Here is a 15550-nt window from a genome sequence, read left to right as displayed (position 1 = left end):
GGGGCCTGTGCGCGGCCGGGCCCCGGTGGCATCCTCCCCACATGGGAGGGCGACGGCCGCGGACCGGTCACGACTGGAAGCTGCTCGCGGAGTCCTGCACGGCGCTGCTGGATCGGGTGCCGGAGCTGGTCGACGAGCACCTGCGACAACTCACCGACCACTCCCCCGTCTACGGACAGGTGCTGGCGTACGACCAGCAGTGGCGGGAGGCGGAGGAGGCGATACGGATCGGCATCGAGACGATCTCCGCGCCGCGGGACTCGCCGCGCCGCGACCTGGAGTACGCCGAGGACGCGGGCCGGCGCCGGGCCCACCAGGGCCTGCCGCTGGACCTGCTGGTGCACGCGTACCGGAACGCCGGCTATCTGGTGTGGGACGCGCTCGTGGAGGGGACCGCCGGGCGGGAGCCGGAGCGGCTGGCGGCGCTGATGCGGTCGACGACGATGGTGTGGTCGGCGGTGGACGCGCAGGCGCAGGCCGCGTCGGAGGCGTATCGGGCCACCGAGGCGGAGCTCAGACGGCGTACGGACGAACAGCTCCAGGCGCTCCTCGACGCCCTGCTGGAGGGGCAGGTCACTCCCGGGCTCGCGGCGCGGGCGGCGGCGGGGCTCGATCTGCCGGAGCACGGCCCGTACGCGGTGGTGGTGCTGCGGGCCGAGCGGCGGGAGGCGGCCGAGCGACCGGTGCGGGGCGCCGGGTTCCGGTTCATCTGGCGGATGCGGGCGGACGGCGAGGTGGCGGTCGTGGCCCTGGCTCCCGGTCAGGGTCTGGACGGCGTGGCGCGTGCGCTGGAGGGGCGCTGCTCCGGGCCCGGCGGGATCAGCCCCGTCGTGCCGGGGCTCGCCGAGCTGGGCCGGGCCCGGCGGCTCGCCGAACTGGCGCTGCGCACGTGTCCGCCGGACGCCACCGCGGTCGTACGCCTCGATCAGCGGATGCCGACCGCGCTGGTGGTGAGCCAGCCGGAGCTGGCCGACCGGCTGGTCAAGGACGTGTTCGGCGCGCTCCTTGAGCTGGAGCCCGCCGACCGGGCCGTGCTCCTGGAGACCCTCGACGTATGGCTGGTGTGCGAGGGGTCGGCGGGCCGGGCCGCCGGACGGCTGTATTGCCACCGCAACACGGTCTTCAACCGGCTACGGCGGCTGGAACAGCTCACGTCCCGGTCGCTGGCCCGGCCCCGGGACCTGATCGAGATGACGCTGGCGCTGGACGCGTACCGGTTGTCGGGAGCCCGCGGCTGAGCCCGGACCAGGATGCCCCGGCGACCCGGCACGGCCAGGCTCAGACCAGGAAGTCCCGACCGATCCGCTCCGCCACGTCCTCCAGGATCGGGCCCGCTTCGGCGATGCAGCGCTGGATGTCGGGCTCGGCGTCGGTGAGGGGGTAGACGCGGCGGATGCCCGCCCGGCCGAGGGCCTCCGGAGGGAGGGCGAGGCGGCCGCACACGGCGACGACCTCCTTGTCCTTGGCGCGGGCGGCCGCGGCGACGCCCGCCGGGGCCTTGCCGTGCAAGGTCTGCTCGTCGAGGGAACCCTCCCCGGTGATCACCAGGTCCGCCCACTCCAGGGCGGGCGCGAAGCCGAGGACGTCGAGCATGACGTCGATGCCGGGGCGGAACCGGGCGCCGAGCAGGAGGGCGCCGTAACCGATGCCGCCGGCCGCGCCCGCACCCGGCGAGGCGGCGTACTCGGCGGCCTTCGCGCCGACGGCCTCCTCCAGCACCTTCGCGTAGTGGGCGAGGGCGGTGTCCAGGGCCTCCACGTCGTCCGGCGAGGCGCCCTTCTGCGGGCCGTAGACCGCGGGGGCGCCCTTGGGGCCGGTCAGCGGGTTGTCGACGTCGCTGGCCAGGATGAACTCGACGGACGCGAACCGCGGGTCCAGGCCCGACAGGTCGGCCGAGGCCAGGTCGGCGAGACCGGCGCCGCCGGGGGCCACGGGCTCGCCGTCGGCGTCCAGGAAGCGGGCGCCGAGCGCGGAGAGCATTCCGGCACCGCCGTCGGTGGTGGCGCTGCCGCCGACCCCGAACACGATCGTGCGGGCGCCGGCGTCCAGCGCGGCGCGCAGGAGCTCCCCGGAGCCGTACGTCGACGCCGTGAGCGGAGCGAAGACGCCCGCGGGCAGCCGCTGGAGGCCGCTGGCCTCGGCCATCTCGACGACTGCGGTCTCCCCGCGGACCGCGAAGGCGGCGGTGGTCTCCTGCCCGAGGGGCCCGGCGACCGCCACCTCCCGGCGCTCGAAACCGGCCGCGACCGCTGCGGCGACGGTGCCGTCACCGCCGTCGGCGACGGGCAGCGACTCGATCTCCAGGTCCGGCACGACCCGGCGCAGCCCGGCCGTCACCCGCTCGGCGACCTGCACGGCCGTGAGCGAGCCCTTGAACTTGTCCGCGGCGATGAGCACGCGCTGTGTCACGATTTCCCCTTGCTCTCCGGGCCTCTCGCACGTCAAGGCCAGTCGCGCCGCTGCGACCTTAACCGCAGACGCCCCCCGGAGTCATGCACCGACCAGCCCCTGAGAAGGCCCCGCGAACCGTCTGTGCGGTGCTCCGGAATGGGGTAAACCGGAGCTATGACCCTTGTGGGCACTGAGCCAGAGCTCGCCGACCGCATCCACGGGGGCTGGCTCGGCCGAATCGCGGGCAACATGCTCGGCAAGCCGGTCGAGCAGGGCGACCTGTGGACGCGGGACCGGATCGACCGCTATCTGCGGCAGGCCGCCGCGCTGCCCCTGACCGACTACCTCCCCGAGCCCATCGGCGAGAGCGACGGCTTCGAGCTGCGGCCCGAGTGGCGCGAGTGCGTGCGCGGCCGCATCCACGGCAGCTGCCGCGACGACGACGTCGACTACGCCATCCTCGGCCTCGACCTCCTGGAGACCCACGGCTTCGGCTTCAGCACCGAGCAGGTGGGTGACCTGTGGCTGCTGAGGCTGCCGTATCTCCAGACGTTCACCGCCGAGCGGGCCGCCTATCGCAACCTGGCCAACGGGCTGAAACCGCCGCTGACGGCGACGTACGACAACCCCTGCCAGGAGTGGATCGGGGCGCTGATCCGGGCCGACATCTACGGCTGGACCTGCCCCGGTGCCCCGCGCCGCGCAGCCTCGCTGGCCCGCCGGGACGCGGTGCTCTCGCACACCGGGAACGGCGTGTACGGGGCGATGTGGGCGGCGGCGCTGATCTCGGCGGCGTTCACCGCCGACACCGTGCGACAGACCGTGGACGAGGCGCTCGCGGTGATCCCGGCGAGCAGTCGCCTCGCCCGCACGGTACGCCGGGTGGCGTCCCTGCACGACACCCGGATGACCTGGGAGGACACGCTGACCACCGTCACGGAGGAGACCGCGGGGCTCGGCTGGATCCACACGATCCCCAACGCGGCCGTCCTGACCGCCGGGCTGCTGTACGGCGACGGTGACTTCACCCGCACCATCACGCTCACCGTCCGGGGCGGCCTGGACACCGACTCCAACGGCGCGACCGCGGGTTCGGTGGCCGGGGTGCTCACCGGGGCGGAGGCGATCCCGGACCAGTGGAAGGACCCGCTGGAGGACCGGGTGCGCAGCGCGGTGTTCGGGTTCGACGGGGTGCGCATCAGCGAACTGGCCGAGCGGACGGTGCGGTTGGCGGGGGCGGAGGCCGCCTGCTGAGCCTGGCGAGGGCGGCCGCGGATGCTGGTTACCCTTCGAGGGTGACCACCACCCCTGACTTCGCCACGTACATCGCCGGTCTCCCCCGGATCCTCGCCGGTGCCGCCGCTCTCTTCCGTGACGCCTCGGGCCGGGTCCTGCTCGTCGAGCCCAACTACCGTGAGGGCTGGGCGCTTCCGGGCGGCACGATCGAGTCCGACGAGGGTGAGACCCCGCGCCAGGGCGCGCGTCGCGAGACGCTTGAGGAGATCGGGCTCGACCGCGACCTCGGGCGGCTGCTCGCGGTGGACTGGGTGTACCGGCCGCCCTGGCCGCCACTGGTGGCGTACCTCTACGACGGCGGTGTCCTCGGCGAGGAGGACCTGAAGGCGATCCGGCTCCAGGAGGAGGAGCTGCTGTCGTGGCGGCTCGTGCCGCAGGAGGAGCTGACCGAGTATCTGCCGGACGGGCTCGGCCGCCGGGTCCTGGTCGCGCTGGACGTACTGGCGCAGGGGTCGGGGACGGCGGAGCTGGAGAACGGGCGCCGGGTGGGCTGATCCGGCGCGCTGGTCGGCCCTCACGGTTGCTCGCGCCCTGGGGGTGGGATATCCGTTCGCCGCACCCGGATCACCCGTCCTACCCTCGGCACCATGACCAAGCCCCTCGTCGCCCTCCTCAGCGGCGCCGGAATCTCCACCGACTCCGGGATCCCCGACTACCGCGGCCCCAACGGCCTGTGGCGCAAGGACCCCGAGGCCGAGAAGCTCGTGACGTACGACTACTACATGGGCGATCCGGAGATCCGCCGCCGCTCGTGGCAGATGCGGCGCTCGAACCGGACCCTGAAGGCCGAGCCCAACACCGCACACGTGGCGGTGGCCGGGCTGGAGAAGTCCGGGGTGCCGGTGCGGGTGATCACGCAGAACGTGGACGGGCTGCACCAGCTCGCCGGGCTGCCCGCCCGCAAGGTCCTCGAACTGCACGGCACCGCACGGCAGGTGGTGTGCACGAAGTGCCACGCCCGCGGCCCGATGGAGGACGCGCTCGCCCGGGTCGAGGCCGGCGAGGCGGACCCGCCGTGCCTGACCTGCGGCGGCATCCTCAAGTCGGCCACCGTGATGTTCGGCGAGCGTCTCGACCCCGTGGTCCTCGGCGAGGCCGTCGCCATCACGAAGGCGTGCCAGATCTTCATCGCCGTCGGCACCACCCTCCAGGTCCAGCCGGCTGCGGACCTCGCGGGCGTCGCCGCCGACCACGGTGCCCGACTCGTCATCGTCAACGCCGAGCCGACACCGTACGACGACCGCGCCGACGAGGTGATCCGCGAGCCGATCGGCACGGCACTGCCCGAACTGCTGCGCAGGGTGAGCGCCGGTAGCGGCCGCTAGAACAGCGCCGCCCCCCGCTCGAAGTCCAGCAGCCGCTGCTTGCGTTCCAGTCCGCCGCCGTAGCCCGTGAGGCTGCCGTCCGCGCCGACCACGCGGTGGCAGGGGACGATGATGCCGATCGGGTTCCTGCCGTTGGCGAGGCCGACCGCGCGGGAGGCCTTGGGGTTGCCGAGGGCGTCGGCGAGTTCGCCGTAGGTGCGGGTCTCGCCGTGCGGGATCCGGCGCAGCTGTTCCCAGACCGTGCGCTGGAACGGTGTTCCGTGCAGGCGCAGTTCCAGGGTGAACTCCTTCAACTCGCCCTGGAAGTACGCCGTCAGCTGGTCCTCGGCCTCCTTGGACCATCCGTCGTCCGGCGTGCCGAAGGTATCGTCCGGCGGGCGGTGGCGCTGGTCGGTCATGTAGAGGCCGCACAGGACGCCGTCGTCGGCGACGAGGGTCAGCGGACCGTAGGGGCTGTCGATCACGGTGTGCTGCTTCATCGAACGTCCTTACACGGGGAGGAAGTTGATCGGGTGGCTGTCGGTGGCCCACAGGTACTGGACCGCGTAGGCCCGCCAGGGCTGCCAGGCCGCCGCGCGGGCCGTCAGCGCGGCCGGGGTGGAGGGCAGGCCCAACTCCTGGGCGGCGCGGCGGATGCCGAGGTCGGTCGGGAGGAAGGCGTCCGGGTCACCGAGGCCGCGCATGGCGATGACGTCGACCGTCCAGGGGCCGAAGCCGGGGAGGGCGAGGAGGCGGGCACGGGTCTCGGACCAGTCCTGCTCGACGCCCAACTGAAGTCTGCCGTCGGCCAGTTGGTTCACCAGGGTGGTGAAGGTCGTGCGCCGGGTACGGGGCATGGCGAGCGTGGTGGGGTCGAGCGCGGCCAGTGCCTCGGGGGACGGGAACAGGTGCGTGAGACCCCCCTCCGGGTCGTCCACCGGTTCGCCGTGCGCGGTGACCAACCGGCCCGCGTGGGTGCGGGCCGCCGCCGTGGAGACCTGCTGGCCCAGCACGGCCCGTACGGCGAACTCCGCCTCGTCGACCGTGCGCGGGACGCGTCGGCCGGGCGCCTTGTCCACCAGGGGGGCCAGCAGCGGGTCCGTGCGCAGCTGGTCGTCGATCGCCACCGGGTCGGCGTCCAGGTCGAGCAGCCGGCGGCAGCGGCTGATGGCGACGGTCAGGTCGCGAAGGTCGCTCAGCGTCAATCGGCAGGCGATGTGGTCGGGGCGGGGCGTGAGGGCCACGACGCCGTGTCCGTACGGCAGTCGCAGCGTGCGCCGGTACGCGCCGTCCCGCCACTCCTCCACACCCGGGACGGCGGTGGCCGCGAGGTGGCCGAAGAGGTTGTCGGGGTTGAGGGGGACGCGGAACGGCAGGCGCAGGGACAGGAAGCCGGGGGTGTCCGGCGGGTCCGGCGCGGTCCTCTTCGCGGCGCGTGTGCGCAGCTCGCCCGGTGCGAGCGCGAAGACCTCGCGCACGGTGTCGTTGAAGGTGCGGATCGCGGAGAAGCCGGCCGCGAAGGCGATGTCGGCCATCGGGAGCGCGGTGGTCTCGATGAGGATCCTCGCCGTCTGGGCGCGCTGGGCGCGGGCGAGGGCGAGCGGGCCGGCGCCGAGTTCGGCGAGGAGCTGGCGTTCGACCTGCCGGGTGCTGTAGCCGAGGCGGGCGGCGAGGCCGGGCACGCCCTCGCGGTCGACCACGCCGTCGGCGATCAGCCGCATCGCGCGGGCCACGAGGTCGGCACGCTGGTTCCACTCCGGGGAGCCCGGGCTGGTGTCGGGGCGGCAGCGCTTGCAGGCCCGGAATCCCGCCTGCTGGCAGGCCGCCGCGCTCGGATAGAAGGTCATGTTCTCGGGCTTGGGCGGGACGACCGGGCAGCTCGGCCGGCAGTAGATGCGGGTCGTCAGGACGGCGGTGAAGAACCAGCCGTCGAACCGCGCGTCCTTGGACTGCACGGCGCGCACACAGCGCTCGGTCTCGGTGTACATCCCCGTCTGCATGCGTCCAGCATCGACCACCCGGCAGAGCCGGGCTGGCGAGAATCCGACATCAACCTCGCGTGCCCTGGGACGGGACCTGCCCAGGTCGCCACGCGGACTCGCGCAGCAGCCGCAGTCCGTTCAGACCGACGAGGACCGTCGAGCCCTCGTGCCCGGCGACCCCGAGCGGCAGCGGGAGGCGGCCGAGGAGGTCCCATAGGACGAGCCCGGTGATGAAGGCACCCGCGATCACCAGGTTCTGGAGGACCAGTCTGCGGGCGGCCCGGGACAGCCGTACCACCGCCGGAACGGTCGCGAGCTCGTCCCGTACGACGACCGCGTCCGCCGTCTCCAGCGCGAGGTCCGAGCCCGCCCGGCCCATCGCGATGCCGGAGTGGGCGGCGGCGAGCGCGGGTGCGTCGTTGACTCCGTCCCCGACGAACAGCACCTTGCACCCGGCGTCCTGGAGCTCCCGGACGGCGTCCACCTTGCCCTCGGGCAGCAGGTCGGCACGGACGTCCACCAGGCCGGTGGCCTCGGCGACCCGCACGGCGGCCCGCGCGTTGTCGCCGGTGAGCAGGACGGGGGCGGTGCCGGTCAGGGCGGTGAGCGCGGCGGTGGCGGCGGGGGCGTGCGGGCGGAGGCGGTCGGTGAGTGCGAGGGTCCCGAGGGGGACGCCGTCGCCGGTCACGAGGACGACGGTGGCGCCGGCCGCGGCGCGGGGAAACACCACCTCAGGATCATCGGCGACCGCGCTCCCCTCGGTACCGGCACCCATGGCGAGGACGACGGTGGCGCCGGCCTCGGCGCGGGAGCCCAGCGCGTCGGGGCCGGCGACGGCCGTGCTCCCCTCGGTGCCGGCATCCACGGTCTCGGCACGGCGGGCGGCCCTGTCCTCGGGGCGGCCCGCGCCGGCATCCGGAAGGACGAGGCCCGAGGGGCCATCGGCCCGGCCGACCTCGATCGTCCGCCCTCCGACGACCGCCGTCACCCCGTGCCCGGGCACGGCGACGAAGTCCCGCGCGTCCGCGATCCGCAGCCCCCGCTCCTGCGCCGCCCTCACCACGGCCCGCCCCAGCGGATGCTCGCTGGGGAGCTCGGCCGCGGCGGCCAGCGCGAGAAGGGCGTCCGGAGTCAGCCCGGAGCCCGGCAGCGGCCGTACGGCCGAGATCTCCGGGGCGCCCTCCGTCAGCGTGCCCGTCTTGTCGAGGGCCACGGCGTCCACCTCGCCCAGCCGCTCCATCGCGACCGCCGACTTCACCAGGACGCCGTGCCGCCCGGCGTTCGCGATGGCCGAGAGCAGGGGCGGCATGGTCGCGAGGACGACCGCGCACGGCGAGGCGACGATCATGAAGGTCATGGCGCGCAGCAGCGCGTCCGTGAGGTCGGCGCCGAACAGCAGCGGCACGCCGAAGGTGGCCGCCACGATCCCCACCGCGTACCGCTGCTCGATCTTCTCGATGAACAGCTGTGTCGGCGCCTTGGTGCGCGAGGCGTCCTCGACCAGGGTCACGATGCGGGCGATCACGGAGTCGGCGGGGTCGCGCTCGACGCGGACACGCAGTGCGCCGGTGCCGTTGAGGGTGCCGGCGAAGACCTCGTCGCCGGGGCCCTTGGCGACCGGGAGTGGTTCGCCGGTGATGGTGGCCTGGTCGGCCTCGCTCGCGCCGTCCAGGACCCGGCCGTCGGCGCCGATGCGCTCGCCGGGCCGGATCAACAGGACGTCTCCGACGGCGAGTTCGCTCGTCGGGACGGACTCCTCGGCGTTCTCCGTCACCCGGGTGGCCGTCGTGGGCGCGAGGTCGAGCAGGCCGCGCACCGAGTCGGCGGTGCGGGCGGTGGCCAGTGCCTCCAGGGCGCCGGAGGTGGCGAAGATGACGATCAGCAGGGCGCCGTCCAGGACCTGGCCGATCGCTGCCGCGCCGAGCGCCGCTCCGATCATCAGCAGGTCGACGTCCAGGGTCCGCTCACGCAGCGCCCTGAGCCCTTCGAGGGCCGGCTCCCAGCCGCCGGTGGCATAGGCGAGCGCGTACAGCGGGCCGTACGCCCACCACGGCAGACCGCCGAGGTCCAGGGCGAGAGCGAGCAGGAACGCGGCGGTCGACGCCAGCGCCCAGCGGGCCTCGGGGAGGGCGAGCACCCGGGTGCGGCGGCTCGGTGCCGGGTGCGCGGGCGAGGGGGCACGAACGGGAGCGAGAGTCGTGGACACCCGAGCACCATACAGGAATACATGAAGACTCATTCATCTGTTCATGTGCGATGGGTAAGATGCCGCCCATGGGTCATGGAGCCGTCACCACCGCGCAGGAAACCGCCGAGCGCGTACGTCTGGACGCGGCGAACGTGGCCAAGATGGCCACCACCCTCCAGGCCCTGTCCACCCCCTCCCGCCTGCTGATCCTCGCGCGGCTGCGCGAAGGACCGCTGCCGGCCACGGAGTTGGCCGCCGAGGTGGGGATGGAGCAGTCGGCGTGCTCGCACCAGCTGCGGTTGCTGCGCAACCTGGGCCTGGTCGTGGGCGAGCGCCGGGGCCGGTCGGTGGTGTACGCGCTGCACGACCACCATGTCGCCGAGTTGCTCGACCAGGCCGTCTACCACGTGGAACATCTGCGGCTGGGCCTCAGTGACACCACCGAGTGAGCCGCCCCGGCAGGTGATGTGGCCGCTGTACGCGGCCGGGTTCACCACCGCCTTCGGCGCGCACGGCATCGCCGCGAACCTCGGCGCGGACTCGTCGGACGCGGTCACCTCGCTGCTCGTGCTGGGCGGCCTGCTCGCCCTGTACGACGGTGCCGAGGTCGTGCTCAAGCCGGTGTTCGGCACGCTCGCCGACCGGATCGGGGCGCGTCCCTTGCTGCTCGGCGGACTGGTCGCCTTCGCCGTCGCGTCCGCCCTCTACGCCCTCGCCGACAGCCCCGGCTGGCTGTGGGCCGCGCGGCTCGGGCAGGGGGCGGCGGCCTCCGCCTTCTCGCCCGCCGCGTCCGCACTGGTGTCCCGGCTGAATCCGGCCGCCAAGCAGGGGCGGGCCTTCGGGAGTTACGGCTTCTACAAGTCCGTCGGTTACACCCTGGGCCCGCTGCTCGGCGGGGTGCTCGTGTGGACGGGCGGACTGCGGCTGCTGTTCACCGTGCTGGCGGTGCTGGGCGCGGCCGTGGCGGGGTGGGCGCTGATCGCCGTACCCGTCGTGCCACCCCTGCCCCGGGCCCGGCAGACCGTCCTCGACCTGGCGCGGCGGCTGGCCGACCCGGTGTTCCTGGTCCCGACGGCCGCGCTGGCCGGGGCGACCGCCGCGCTGTCGGTGGGCGTGGGCTTCCTGCCCGTGTCGGGCGCGGTGGCGGGACTGGGCACGCTGGCGACGGGGGCCGCGGTGTCGGTGCTCGCGGCCTGCGCGGCGGTCGTACAGCCGCGCGCCGGGCGGGCGTTGGACGCGGGCCGGATCACGGTACGGGGCGGGTTGACCGCCGGGTTGCTGCTGGCGGCGGCCGGCCTGGGCTGCGCGATGCTGCCGGGTCTCGCCGGCGTCCTGCCGGCGGCCGCGCTGATCGGCGTCGGAACGGGGCTGATCACTCCCCTGGGATTCGCGGCGCTCGCCTCGTCGACTCCGCGGGAACGGTTGGGGCAGACGATGGGCGCGGCCGAGCTGGGACGCGAACTGGGTGACGCCGGCGGACCGTTGCTGGTCGCCGGGGTGGCCACGGCGGCGAGTCTGACGTACGGGTACGGGGCGCTGGCGGTCCTTCTTGCCTGCGGGCCGGTGGTCGCGGTGGGCCTGCTTCGCCGACGTGGGTGAGGCGTTACCGGGAGTCCGGAGCCGCCCCACCCACGCGGTGAACTAGGCGGAGGCCGTCGGCCGCCGTGCAACCGCCGTCGCCCGGGCCACGTCGGTCAGAGGCCGCAGCCGGTAGGTGTACGCGTAGTCCCGGTCGGCGGACAGCTTGTACTCGTCGTGGGTGTGCGCACCCCAGCTGTTGTCACCGCCGACGCCCATCTGCCGGTGGTTGACCCGCAGGACGACGGCGTCACGCGGGGTGAGCTGGTAGTCGTGGCGCACCCCGTTGGACAGGTCCTCCGGGGTGAAGTGCGAGGCGTTGACCTCCAGCAGGGGCTCGCCGGAGACCAGCAGGCCCACGCCGTCCCGGCCGGTCAGGGCGGCCCAGCGGACGTCGGTCTTGTTGCCGTTCTCCTGCGGGCGGATGTAGGAGGTCCACTGCTCGGCGACGGTCCCGGACCAGAGGCCCACGTCCGTACCGTCGTTGCGGTCCCAGTGGTTCTCCTCGGGTCCGCGGCCGTAGTAGTGCAGCCGGTCCAGACGGCGCGGCAGGAACAGGAGCGTGCCGACCTCCGGGATGTACGGCAGTGAACTCGCCCCCGGGTGCAGGGTGTTGTCGACCTTGATCTCACCGTTGCCGAAGAGGGTGTAGGTCGTGCTGTACGCCGACTCGGTCGTCGTCGGCAGGGTGCCGCTCACCTTGATCTCCACGGCCCGGTCCCGCAGGGCCCGCACGCTCACGTCGGTCACCTTGCGGTGCGTACCGGCGTCGCGCCAGGTCTGGTTGCGGGTGTGCTGCCCGTTGCCGTGGTCGTTGTCGGTGGGCGCCCGCCAGAAGTTCGGGACGGGACCGGAGGTGATCAGACGGGTGCCGTGCGCCTGGTACGACGTGATGGTCCCGCTGCTCTTGTCGACGGTGACGGAGAAGTCCTTGCCGGTGACGTCGACTTGGCCCGCGGCGTCCTTGTACTTCAGTGCCGGGACCTTCGCGAGCGGCACCGGCGTCACCGCCGGGCTGTTCGCGTCCACGGCGAGCTGCTGCGCGGCCACCTCGAAGCCGGCGCGGGCCCAGGGCGTGGACTCCCTGGTGGCGAAGGAGAGCCGGAGGTGGTACTCCGTGCCCGGCGCGGGGGTGCTCGGGAGCTTGTACGGGACGGTGATGTCCTTGCTCGACAGCGGGGCCACGTTCAGCTGGTCCCGGGTCAGCTTCCCGCGCTGCACCACCTTGCCGTCAGCGCTGAGCGTCCAACTGCCTTCGAAATCTCGCAGGTTGGTGAAGAGGTTCTCATTCCTCAGGGTCACCGCCGCCCCACCCGGGGCCCAGGCCGCCTGGACCGCCTGGTAGATCCGCTTGACCTCGGCGGCCTTGCCGGTGTGGCCGCGGTCGGCGGTGACGATGCCGTCCGCGACGAAGGCACCGTCGTTGGGGTTGTCGCCCCAGTCGCCGCCGAAGGCGAAGAAGGTCTTCTGGGCGGGCCGCTTCTCGGTGAGCCCCACGGTCGCCGCGTCGAACCAGAACCGCACACCCTCGTCGCCGGGGCCCCGGCCGTCCGAGGCCAGTTCGGCGGCGGTCAGGGCACGGGCGTACACGCGCGCCTTCCTGATCGTGCCGCTGAACTCCCTTGTGGGGTTGTCGACATCGACGGCCAGCGCGAGGGGCGCCGTGTTGCTGCTCGGCTTCTGGGTGGTGGTCCGGGTGGCCCTGACCTGGCCGTCCACATGGAGGGTCAGCGTGCCCGCGGCCGCGTCGAAGACACCGGCGACATGGTGCTCCCGGCCCGTCCAGTCGTCCGGGAGCGCCCAGGTGGTGGTGATCCACTGGCCCCCGCCGTAGAGGAAGAACTCCATTGTCTTCCCGGACTGCTTGAGCGCGTAGTGGGTGTCGCCCTTGGCGATGACCGGCTGGTGACTGCCCGTCACCTTCGGGGTGAACCAGGCCTCCAGGGTCAGTGAGCCGGTGAGGTCGAGGCGGGCGTCGCGGGCGAAGACCGTGCCACCGGAGACGCCCATGTCGCGGTCGAACCTGGCGCGCGCGGGCAGCACTTCGCCCTTCAGGGCGCCGGGCCCGCTCTCGGTCAGCAACTGGCGTACGGGGACGGGCTCACTGAGGGACTGGTCGACGAAGTCCCAGATCCAGCCACCCTGGAGGACCGGGTAGCGGCGGACGATGTCCCAGTACTTCTTGAAGTTGCCGTTGGAGTTCCCCATCGCGTGGCAGTACTCGATCATCACGTACGGCCGGGTGTCGGAGGTGTCCTTGGCACGCTGCTCCACACGTGCGGGGCTTTCGTACATCTCCGAGCGGATGTCGCTGATGGTGGGCCCGTCGTCGCCCTCGTACTGGACGACGCGGGTGGTGTCGTACGACTTGATCCAGTCGCGCATGTTCACGAAGGTGCTGCCGCCGCCCGCCTCGTTGCCCAGCGACCAGATCACCACCGAGGCGTGGTTCTTGTCGCGGTGGACCATGTTCTGGGCGCGCGCCACACAGGCCGCGCTCCAGTCGGGGTGGTCGCCGGGGTACTCGTCGCGGATGCCGTGGGTCTCCAGGTTGGTCTCGCCGACGAGGTACAGGCCGTACTCGTCGGCGAGTTCGAGCCAGAGCGGGTTGTTGGGGTAGTGGGAGGTGCGGACGGAGTTGATGTTCATCCGCTTGATGATCGTGATGTCCTTCACGAGGTCCGCGCGGGTGAGCGCGGTGCCGCGGTCGGGGTGCATCTCGTGGCGGTTGGTGCCGCGGAAGGAGATGGGCTTGCCGTTGATGCGCACCAGCCCGTCCTTCAGGGCGAACTCCCGCAGGCCGACGCGGTGCGACAGCGTCTCGATCACCTTGCCTGCGGGGTCGCGCAGCCGCAGAACGGCGGTGTACAGGTTCGGGTGCTCCGCCGACCACAGCTTGGGCGCGGGTACGGCCTTCGCCGCCTGTACGGTCGTCTCGTCGCCCGCGTCGAGCGCGACGGCCTGCTGGAGCGGGCGCGACCAGACCGCGTGGCCGCCCGAGTCGTAGAGCTGCGTCTCGACCGTGTAGCGGCCCGCGTTGCCGCCGCCGTAGTCGCGCACGCTGGCGGTGACCGAGAGCTGGGCGGATGTGTAGTCGTCGCCGAGCGGGGTGTCCAGCTTGAAGTCGCGCAGGTGGACGGCCGGGGTGGAGTAGAGGTAGACCGAGCGGAAGATGCCGCTCAGCCGGATCATGTCCTGGTCCTCCAGCCAGTCCCCGTCGGAGTAGCGGTAGACCTCGACCGCGATCTGGTTGGTGCCCGGCTTGAGGTGCGGCGTGATGTCGTACTCGGCGGGCGTGTAGGAATCCTCGTGGTAGCCGACGAGTTCTCCGTTGATCCACACGTAGTGGGCCGACTTGACGCCCTCGAAGTGCAGGAAGGTCCGCCGTCCGGACCAGTCCTCCGGGACGGTGAAGGTGCGCCGGTACTGACCGACCGGGTTGTAGCGGGTCGGGGCGGCGGGCGGCTGCGCCTCCTCGCCCAGACCGTTGGGGCCCCACCACGGGTAGGTGATGTTGATGTAGATCGGGAAGTCGTAGCCATGCACCTGCCACACCGAGGGGACAGGAATGGTGTCCCAGCCCGTGTCGTCCACGTCGGTGCGGTAGAAGTCGGTGTCGCGGTCGGCGGGACGGGCGGCGTAGGCGAACTTCCACTTGCCGTCGAGGCTCACGCGGTACGGCGAGCGGGTGCGGTCGGCGGCGAGCGCCTGGCCGACGTCGGCGTACGGCATGAGGGTGGTGTGCGGGGGCTGGGTGCCCACCCGGAAGAGGTCGATGGCGCCGTTCCACTCCGGGGCGCCCTCCGCCGCGTGGCCGCGACCGGCCAGGGGTCCGGAGGAGAACGCGAGGGCGCCGAGGACGGCGGCCCCCGACTCCAGCAGACGCCTGCGGCTGAGGAGGGCAGGCAGATACGGGTGGGGCATCGGTGGAACCTTCCTCGGGACGACAGTGCGGTGTACGTACTGAGGGAGCGTCAATTCCTGTGCGTTATTGGTGACTTTGGGGCACAGGATGCGACTCAACCTAGATCCCGAAGACTGCCGAGGCAATGACTCTGTCGGTCTTTGTGTGGTCCTGGGGACATGACGACATGCGGCACCCCCGCGTGCGTTCACGCGGGGGTGCCGTGGGGTGCGGTGCTGCGGCCGGTGCGGTGCCGTCGCCGGTGCGGTGCCGCCTTCGGGTCAGTCGGCGGCCGGCAAGGAGGGCAGTCCGCCGCCGAGGAGTCCGGTGACGGTCCCGACCACGGCGCCCAGGAGGCCGGTGACCGAGCCCACCACACCGTTCAGGTCCAGCGAGGTCAGCGACTTGAGCAGGTCGTCGATCGTGGACTGGAGCGAGTCCAGGAGGTCGGAGACCGGGTCGGCCGCCGCCGCGGCCCGATCCGTGCCGCTCTGCTGCCGCAGCCGTTCCCGGACCTCGGTGTTCGCCGCCTTCACGGCCGTCGCTTGGGCGGCCGCCTCGCTCGCGTCGAGGTTGCTGCCGTTCAGGCCGATGAGGCCGGTGACGGCATCCAGGAGGGGCTGCAGAGGCTGGAGGAGACCGGCGTCCCCGGACCGGTTCAGCGTGTCGAGGCGGTCCGTCAGGGTGTCCGCGTCGTCGATGCCGTACGCGCTGGCTGTCTGGGCCACTCCGTGGTCCGACGCGCCGCGGCCTGCGTCGACGGCGGCGGCCGCGGTGCCGACCGGGCCGAGGATCAGCGCGGCACAGACCAGGGACGGCAGGAGAAGGCCGCGGGGGACGAGGGGGCGCATGCGGGGTCCTTTCGAAGGGTTTCGTAAGGCCCACCGTGAGAACCGGCCAGATGTCC

The 15550-nt window shown here is 72.7% G+C and carries 12 protein-coding genes; 6 read left to right on the top strand and 6 right to left on the bottom strand.

What is annotated here, in order from left to right; translation table 11 throughout:
• Positions 1–41 precede the first annotated feature (41 nt).
• Entirely contained in the window at positions 42–1238 is a 1197-nt protein-coding gene (locus H293_RS0117210) for a PucR family transcriptional regulator (RefSeq protein ID WP_020119105.1), read from the top strand.
• A gap of 40 nt (positions 1239–1278) precedes the next feature.
• On the opposite strand, the gene H293_RS0117205 is transcribed toward H293_RS0117210, so the two are convergent.
• A complete protein-coding gene (locus tag H293_RS0117205) occupies positions 1279–2397 on the bottom strand; it encodes a glycerate kinase (RefSeq protein ID WP_020119104.1) in 1119 nt (372 codons plus the stop codon).
• A 168-nt stretch (positions 2398–2565) separates the two neighbouring features.
• On the opposite strand from H293_RS0117205, the gene H293_RS0117200 reads away from it, so the two are divergent.
• The 3 genes from H293_RS0117200 to H293_RS0117190 all read left to right on the top strand — a co-directional run bounded on the left by H293_RS0117200 (position 2566) and on the right by H293_RS0117190 (position 5012).
• Positions 2566–3645, top strand: a complete 1080-nt coding sequence (locus H293_RS0117200) for an ADP-ribosylglycohydrolase family protein (protein ID WP_020119103.1) — start codon at positions 2566–2568, stop codon at positions 3643–3645.
• Between the two features lie 41 nt (positions 3646–3686).
• Positions 3687–4181, top strand: coding sequence for an NUDIX domain-containing protein (locus tag H293_RS0117195; protein ID WP_020119102.1), 495 nt, complete (start codon positions 3687–3689; stop codon positions 4179–4181).
• 93 nt (positions 4182–4274) lie between these two features.
• A complete protein-coding gene (locus tag H293_RS0117190; RefSeq protein ID WP_020119101.1) occupies positions 4275–5012 on the top strand; it encodes an SIR2 family NAD-dependent protein deacylase in 738 nt (245 codons plus the stop codon).
• Here H293_RS0117190 and H293_RS0117185 read toward each other — a convergent pair.
• Genes H293_RS0117185 through H293_RS0117175 form a run of 3 tightly spaced genes read right to left on the bottom strand, consistent with a single transcriptional unit; the run spans position 5009 to position 9212 of the window.
• A complete protein-coding gene (locus H293_RS0117185) occupies positions 5009–5491 on the bottom strand; it encodes a methylated-DNA--[protein]-cysteine S-methyltransferase (RefSeq protein WP_020119100.1) in 483 nt (160 codons plus the stop codon). The two genes, H293_RS0117190 and H293_RS0117185, sit on opposite strands and share 4 nt — an antisense overlap.
• A gap of 9 nt (positions 5492–5500) precedes the next feature.
• Complete coding sequence (locus tag H293_RS0117180; protein WP_020119099.1) at positions 5501–6991, bottom strand: AlkA N-terminal domain-containing protein; 1491 nt, start codon at positions 6989–6991, stop codon at positions 5501–5503.
• 49 nt (positions 6992–7040) lie between these two features.
• Positions 7041–9212 carry an HAD-IC family P-type ATPase gene (locus H293_RS0117175; protein ID WP_028807922.1) on the bottom strand — a complete coding sequence of 724 codons (2172 nt, stop codon included), beginning with the start codon at positions 9210–9212 and terminating at the stop codon, positions 7041–7043.
• A gap of 35 nt (positions 9213–9247) precedes the next feature.
• Between H293_RS0117175 and H293_RS0117170 the strand changes: the two genes are divergently transcribed.
• Both H293_RS0117170 and H293_RS0117165 read left to right on the top strand, forming a co-directional pair.
• Positions 9248–9610 (top strand): ArsR/SmtB family transcription factor, encoded by a 363-nt coding sequence (locus tag H293_RS0117170; RefSeq protein WP_028807921.1) that lies wholly within the window; start codon positions 9248–9250, stop codon positions 9608–9610.
• A gap of 16 nt (positions 9611–9626) precedes the next feature.
• On the top strand, positions 9627–10760 hold the full coding sequence (locus tag H293_RS0117165) for an MFS transporter (protein WP_020119096.1): 1134 nt from the start codon (positions 9627–9629) through the stop codon (positions 10758–10760).
• A gap of 42 nt (positions 10761–10802) precedes the next feature.
• On the opposite strand, the gene H293_RS0117160 is transcribed toward H293_RS0117165, so the two are convergent.
• Positions 10803–14663, bottom strand: a complete 3861-nt coding sequence (locus H293_RS0117160; protein WP_020119095.1) for a glycoside hydrolase family 2 TIM barrel-domain containing protein — start codon at positions 14661–14663, stop codon at positions 10803–10805.
• A 261-nt stretch (positions 14664–14924) separates the two neighbouring features.
• Positions 14925–15494, bottom strand: a complete 570-nt coding sequence (locus H293_RS0117155; protein ID WP_020119094.1) for a hypothetical protein — start codon at positions 15492–15494, stop codon at positions 14925–14927.
• Positions 15495–15550 lie beyond the last annotated feature (56 nt).

Origin of the sequence: Streptomyces canus 299MFChir4.1 (genome assembly GCF_000383615.1) — a bacterium.
In the GTDB taxonomy this organism is placed as follows: Bacteria; Actinomycetota; Actinomycetes; order Streptomycetales; family Streptomycetaceae; genus Streptomyces; species Streptomyces canus_C.
This window is presented reverse-complemented; position numbering and strand designations above follow the sequence as displayed.

Coding starts and splice junctions, on each gene's coding strand:
- H293_RS0117210 (WP_020119105.1), top strand. CDS start 42: ATGGGAGGGCGACGGCCGCGGACCGGTCACGACTGGAAGCTGCTCGCG.
- H293_RS0117200 (WP_020119103.1), top strand. CDS start 2,566: ATGACCCTTGTGGGCACTGAGCCAGAGCTCGCCGACCGCATCCACGGG.
- H293_RS0117190 (WP_020119101.1), top strand. CDS start 4,275: ATGACCAAGCCCCTCGTCGCCCTCCTCAGCGGCGCCGGAATCTCCACC.
- H293_RS0117185 (WP_020119100.1), bottom strand. CDS start 5,491: ATGAAGCAGCACACCGTGATCGACAGCCCCTACGGTCCGCTGACCCTC.
- H293_RS0117180 (WP_020119099.1), bottom strand. CDS start 6,991: ATGCAGACGGGGATGTACACCGAGACCGAGCGCTGTGTGCGCGCCGTG.
- H293_RS0117175 (WP_028807922.1), bottom strand. CDS start 9,212: ATGAGTCTTCATGTATTCCTGTATGGTGCTCGGGTGTCCACGACTCTC.
- H293_RS0117170 (WP_028807921.1), top strand. CDS start 9,248: ATGGGTCATGGAGCCGTCACCACCGCGCAGGAAACCGCCGAGCGCGTA.
- H293_RS0117165 (WP_020119096.1), top strand. CDS start 9,627: ATGTGGCCGCTGTACGCGGCCGGGTTCACCACCGCCTTCGGCGCGCAC.
- H293_RS0117160 (WP_020119095.1), bottom strand. CDS start 14,663: ATGCCCCACCCGTATCTGCCTGCCCTCCTCAGCCGCAGGCGTCTGCTG.
- H293_RS0117155 (WP_020119094.1), bottom strand. CDS start 15,494: ATGCGCCCCCTCGTCCCCCGCGGCCTTCTCCTGCCGTCCCTGGTCTGT.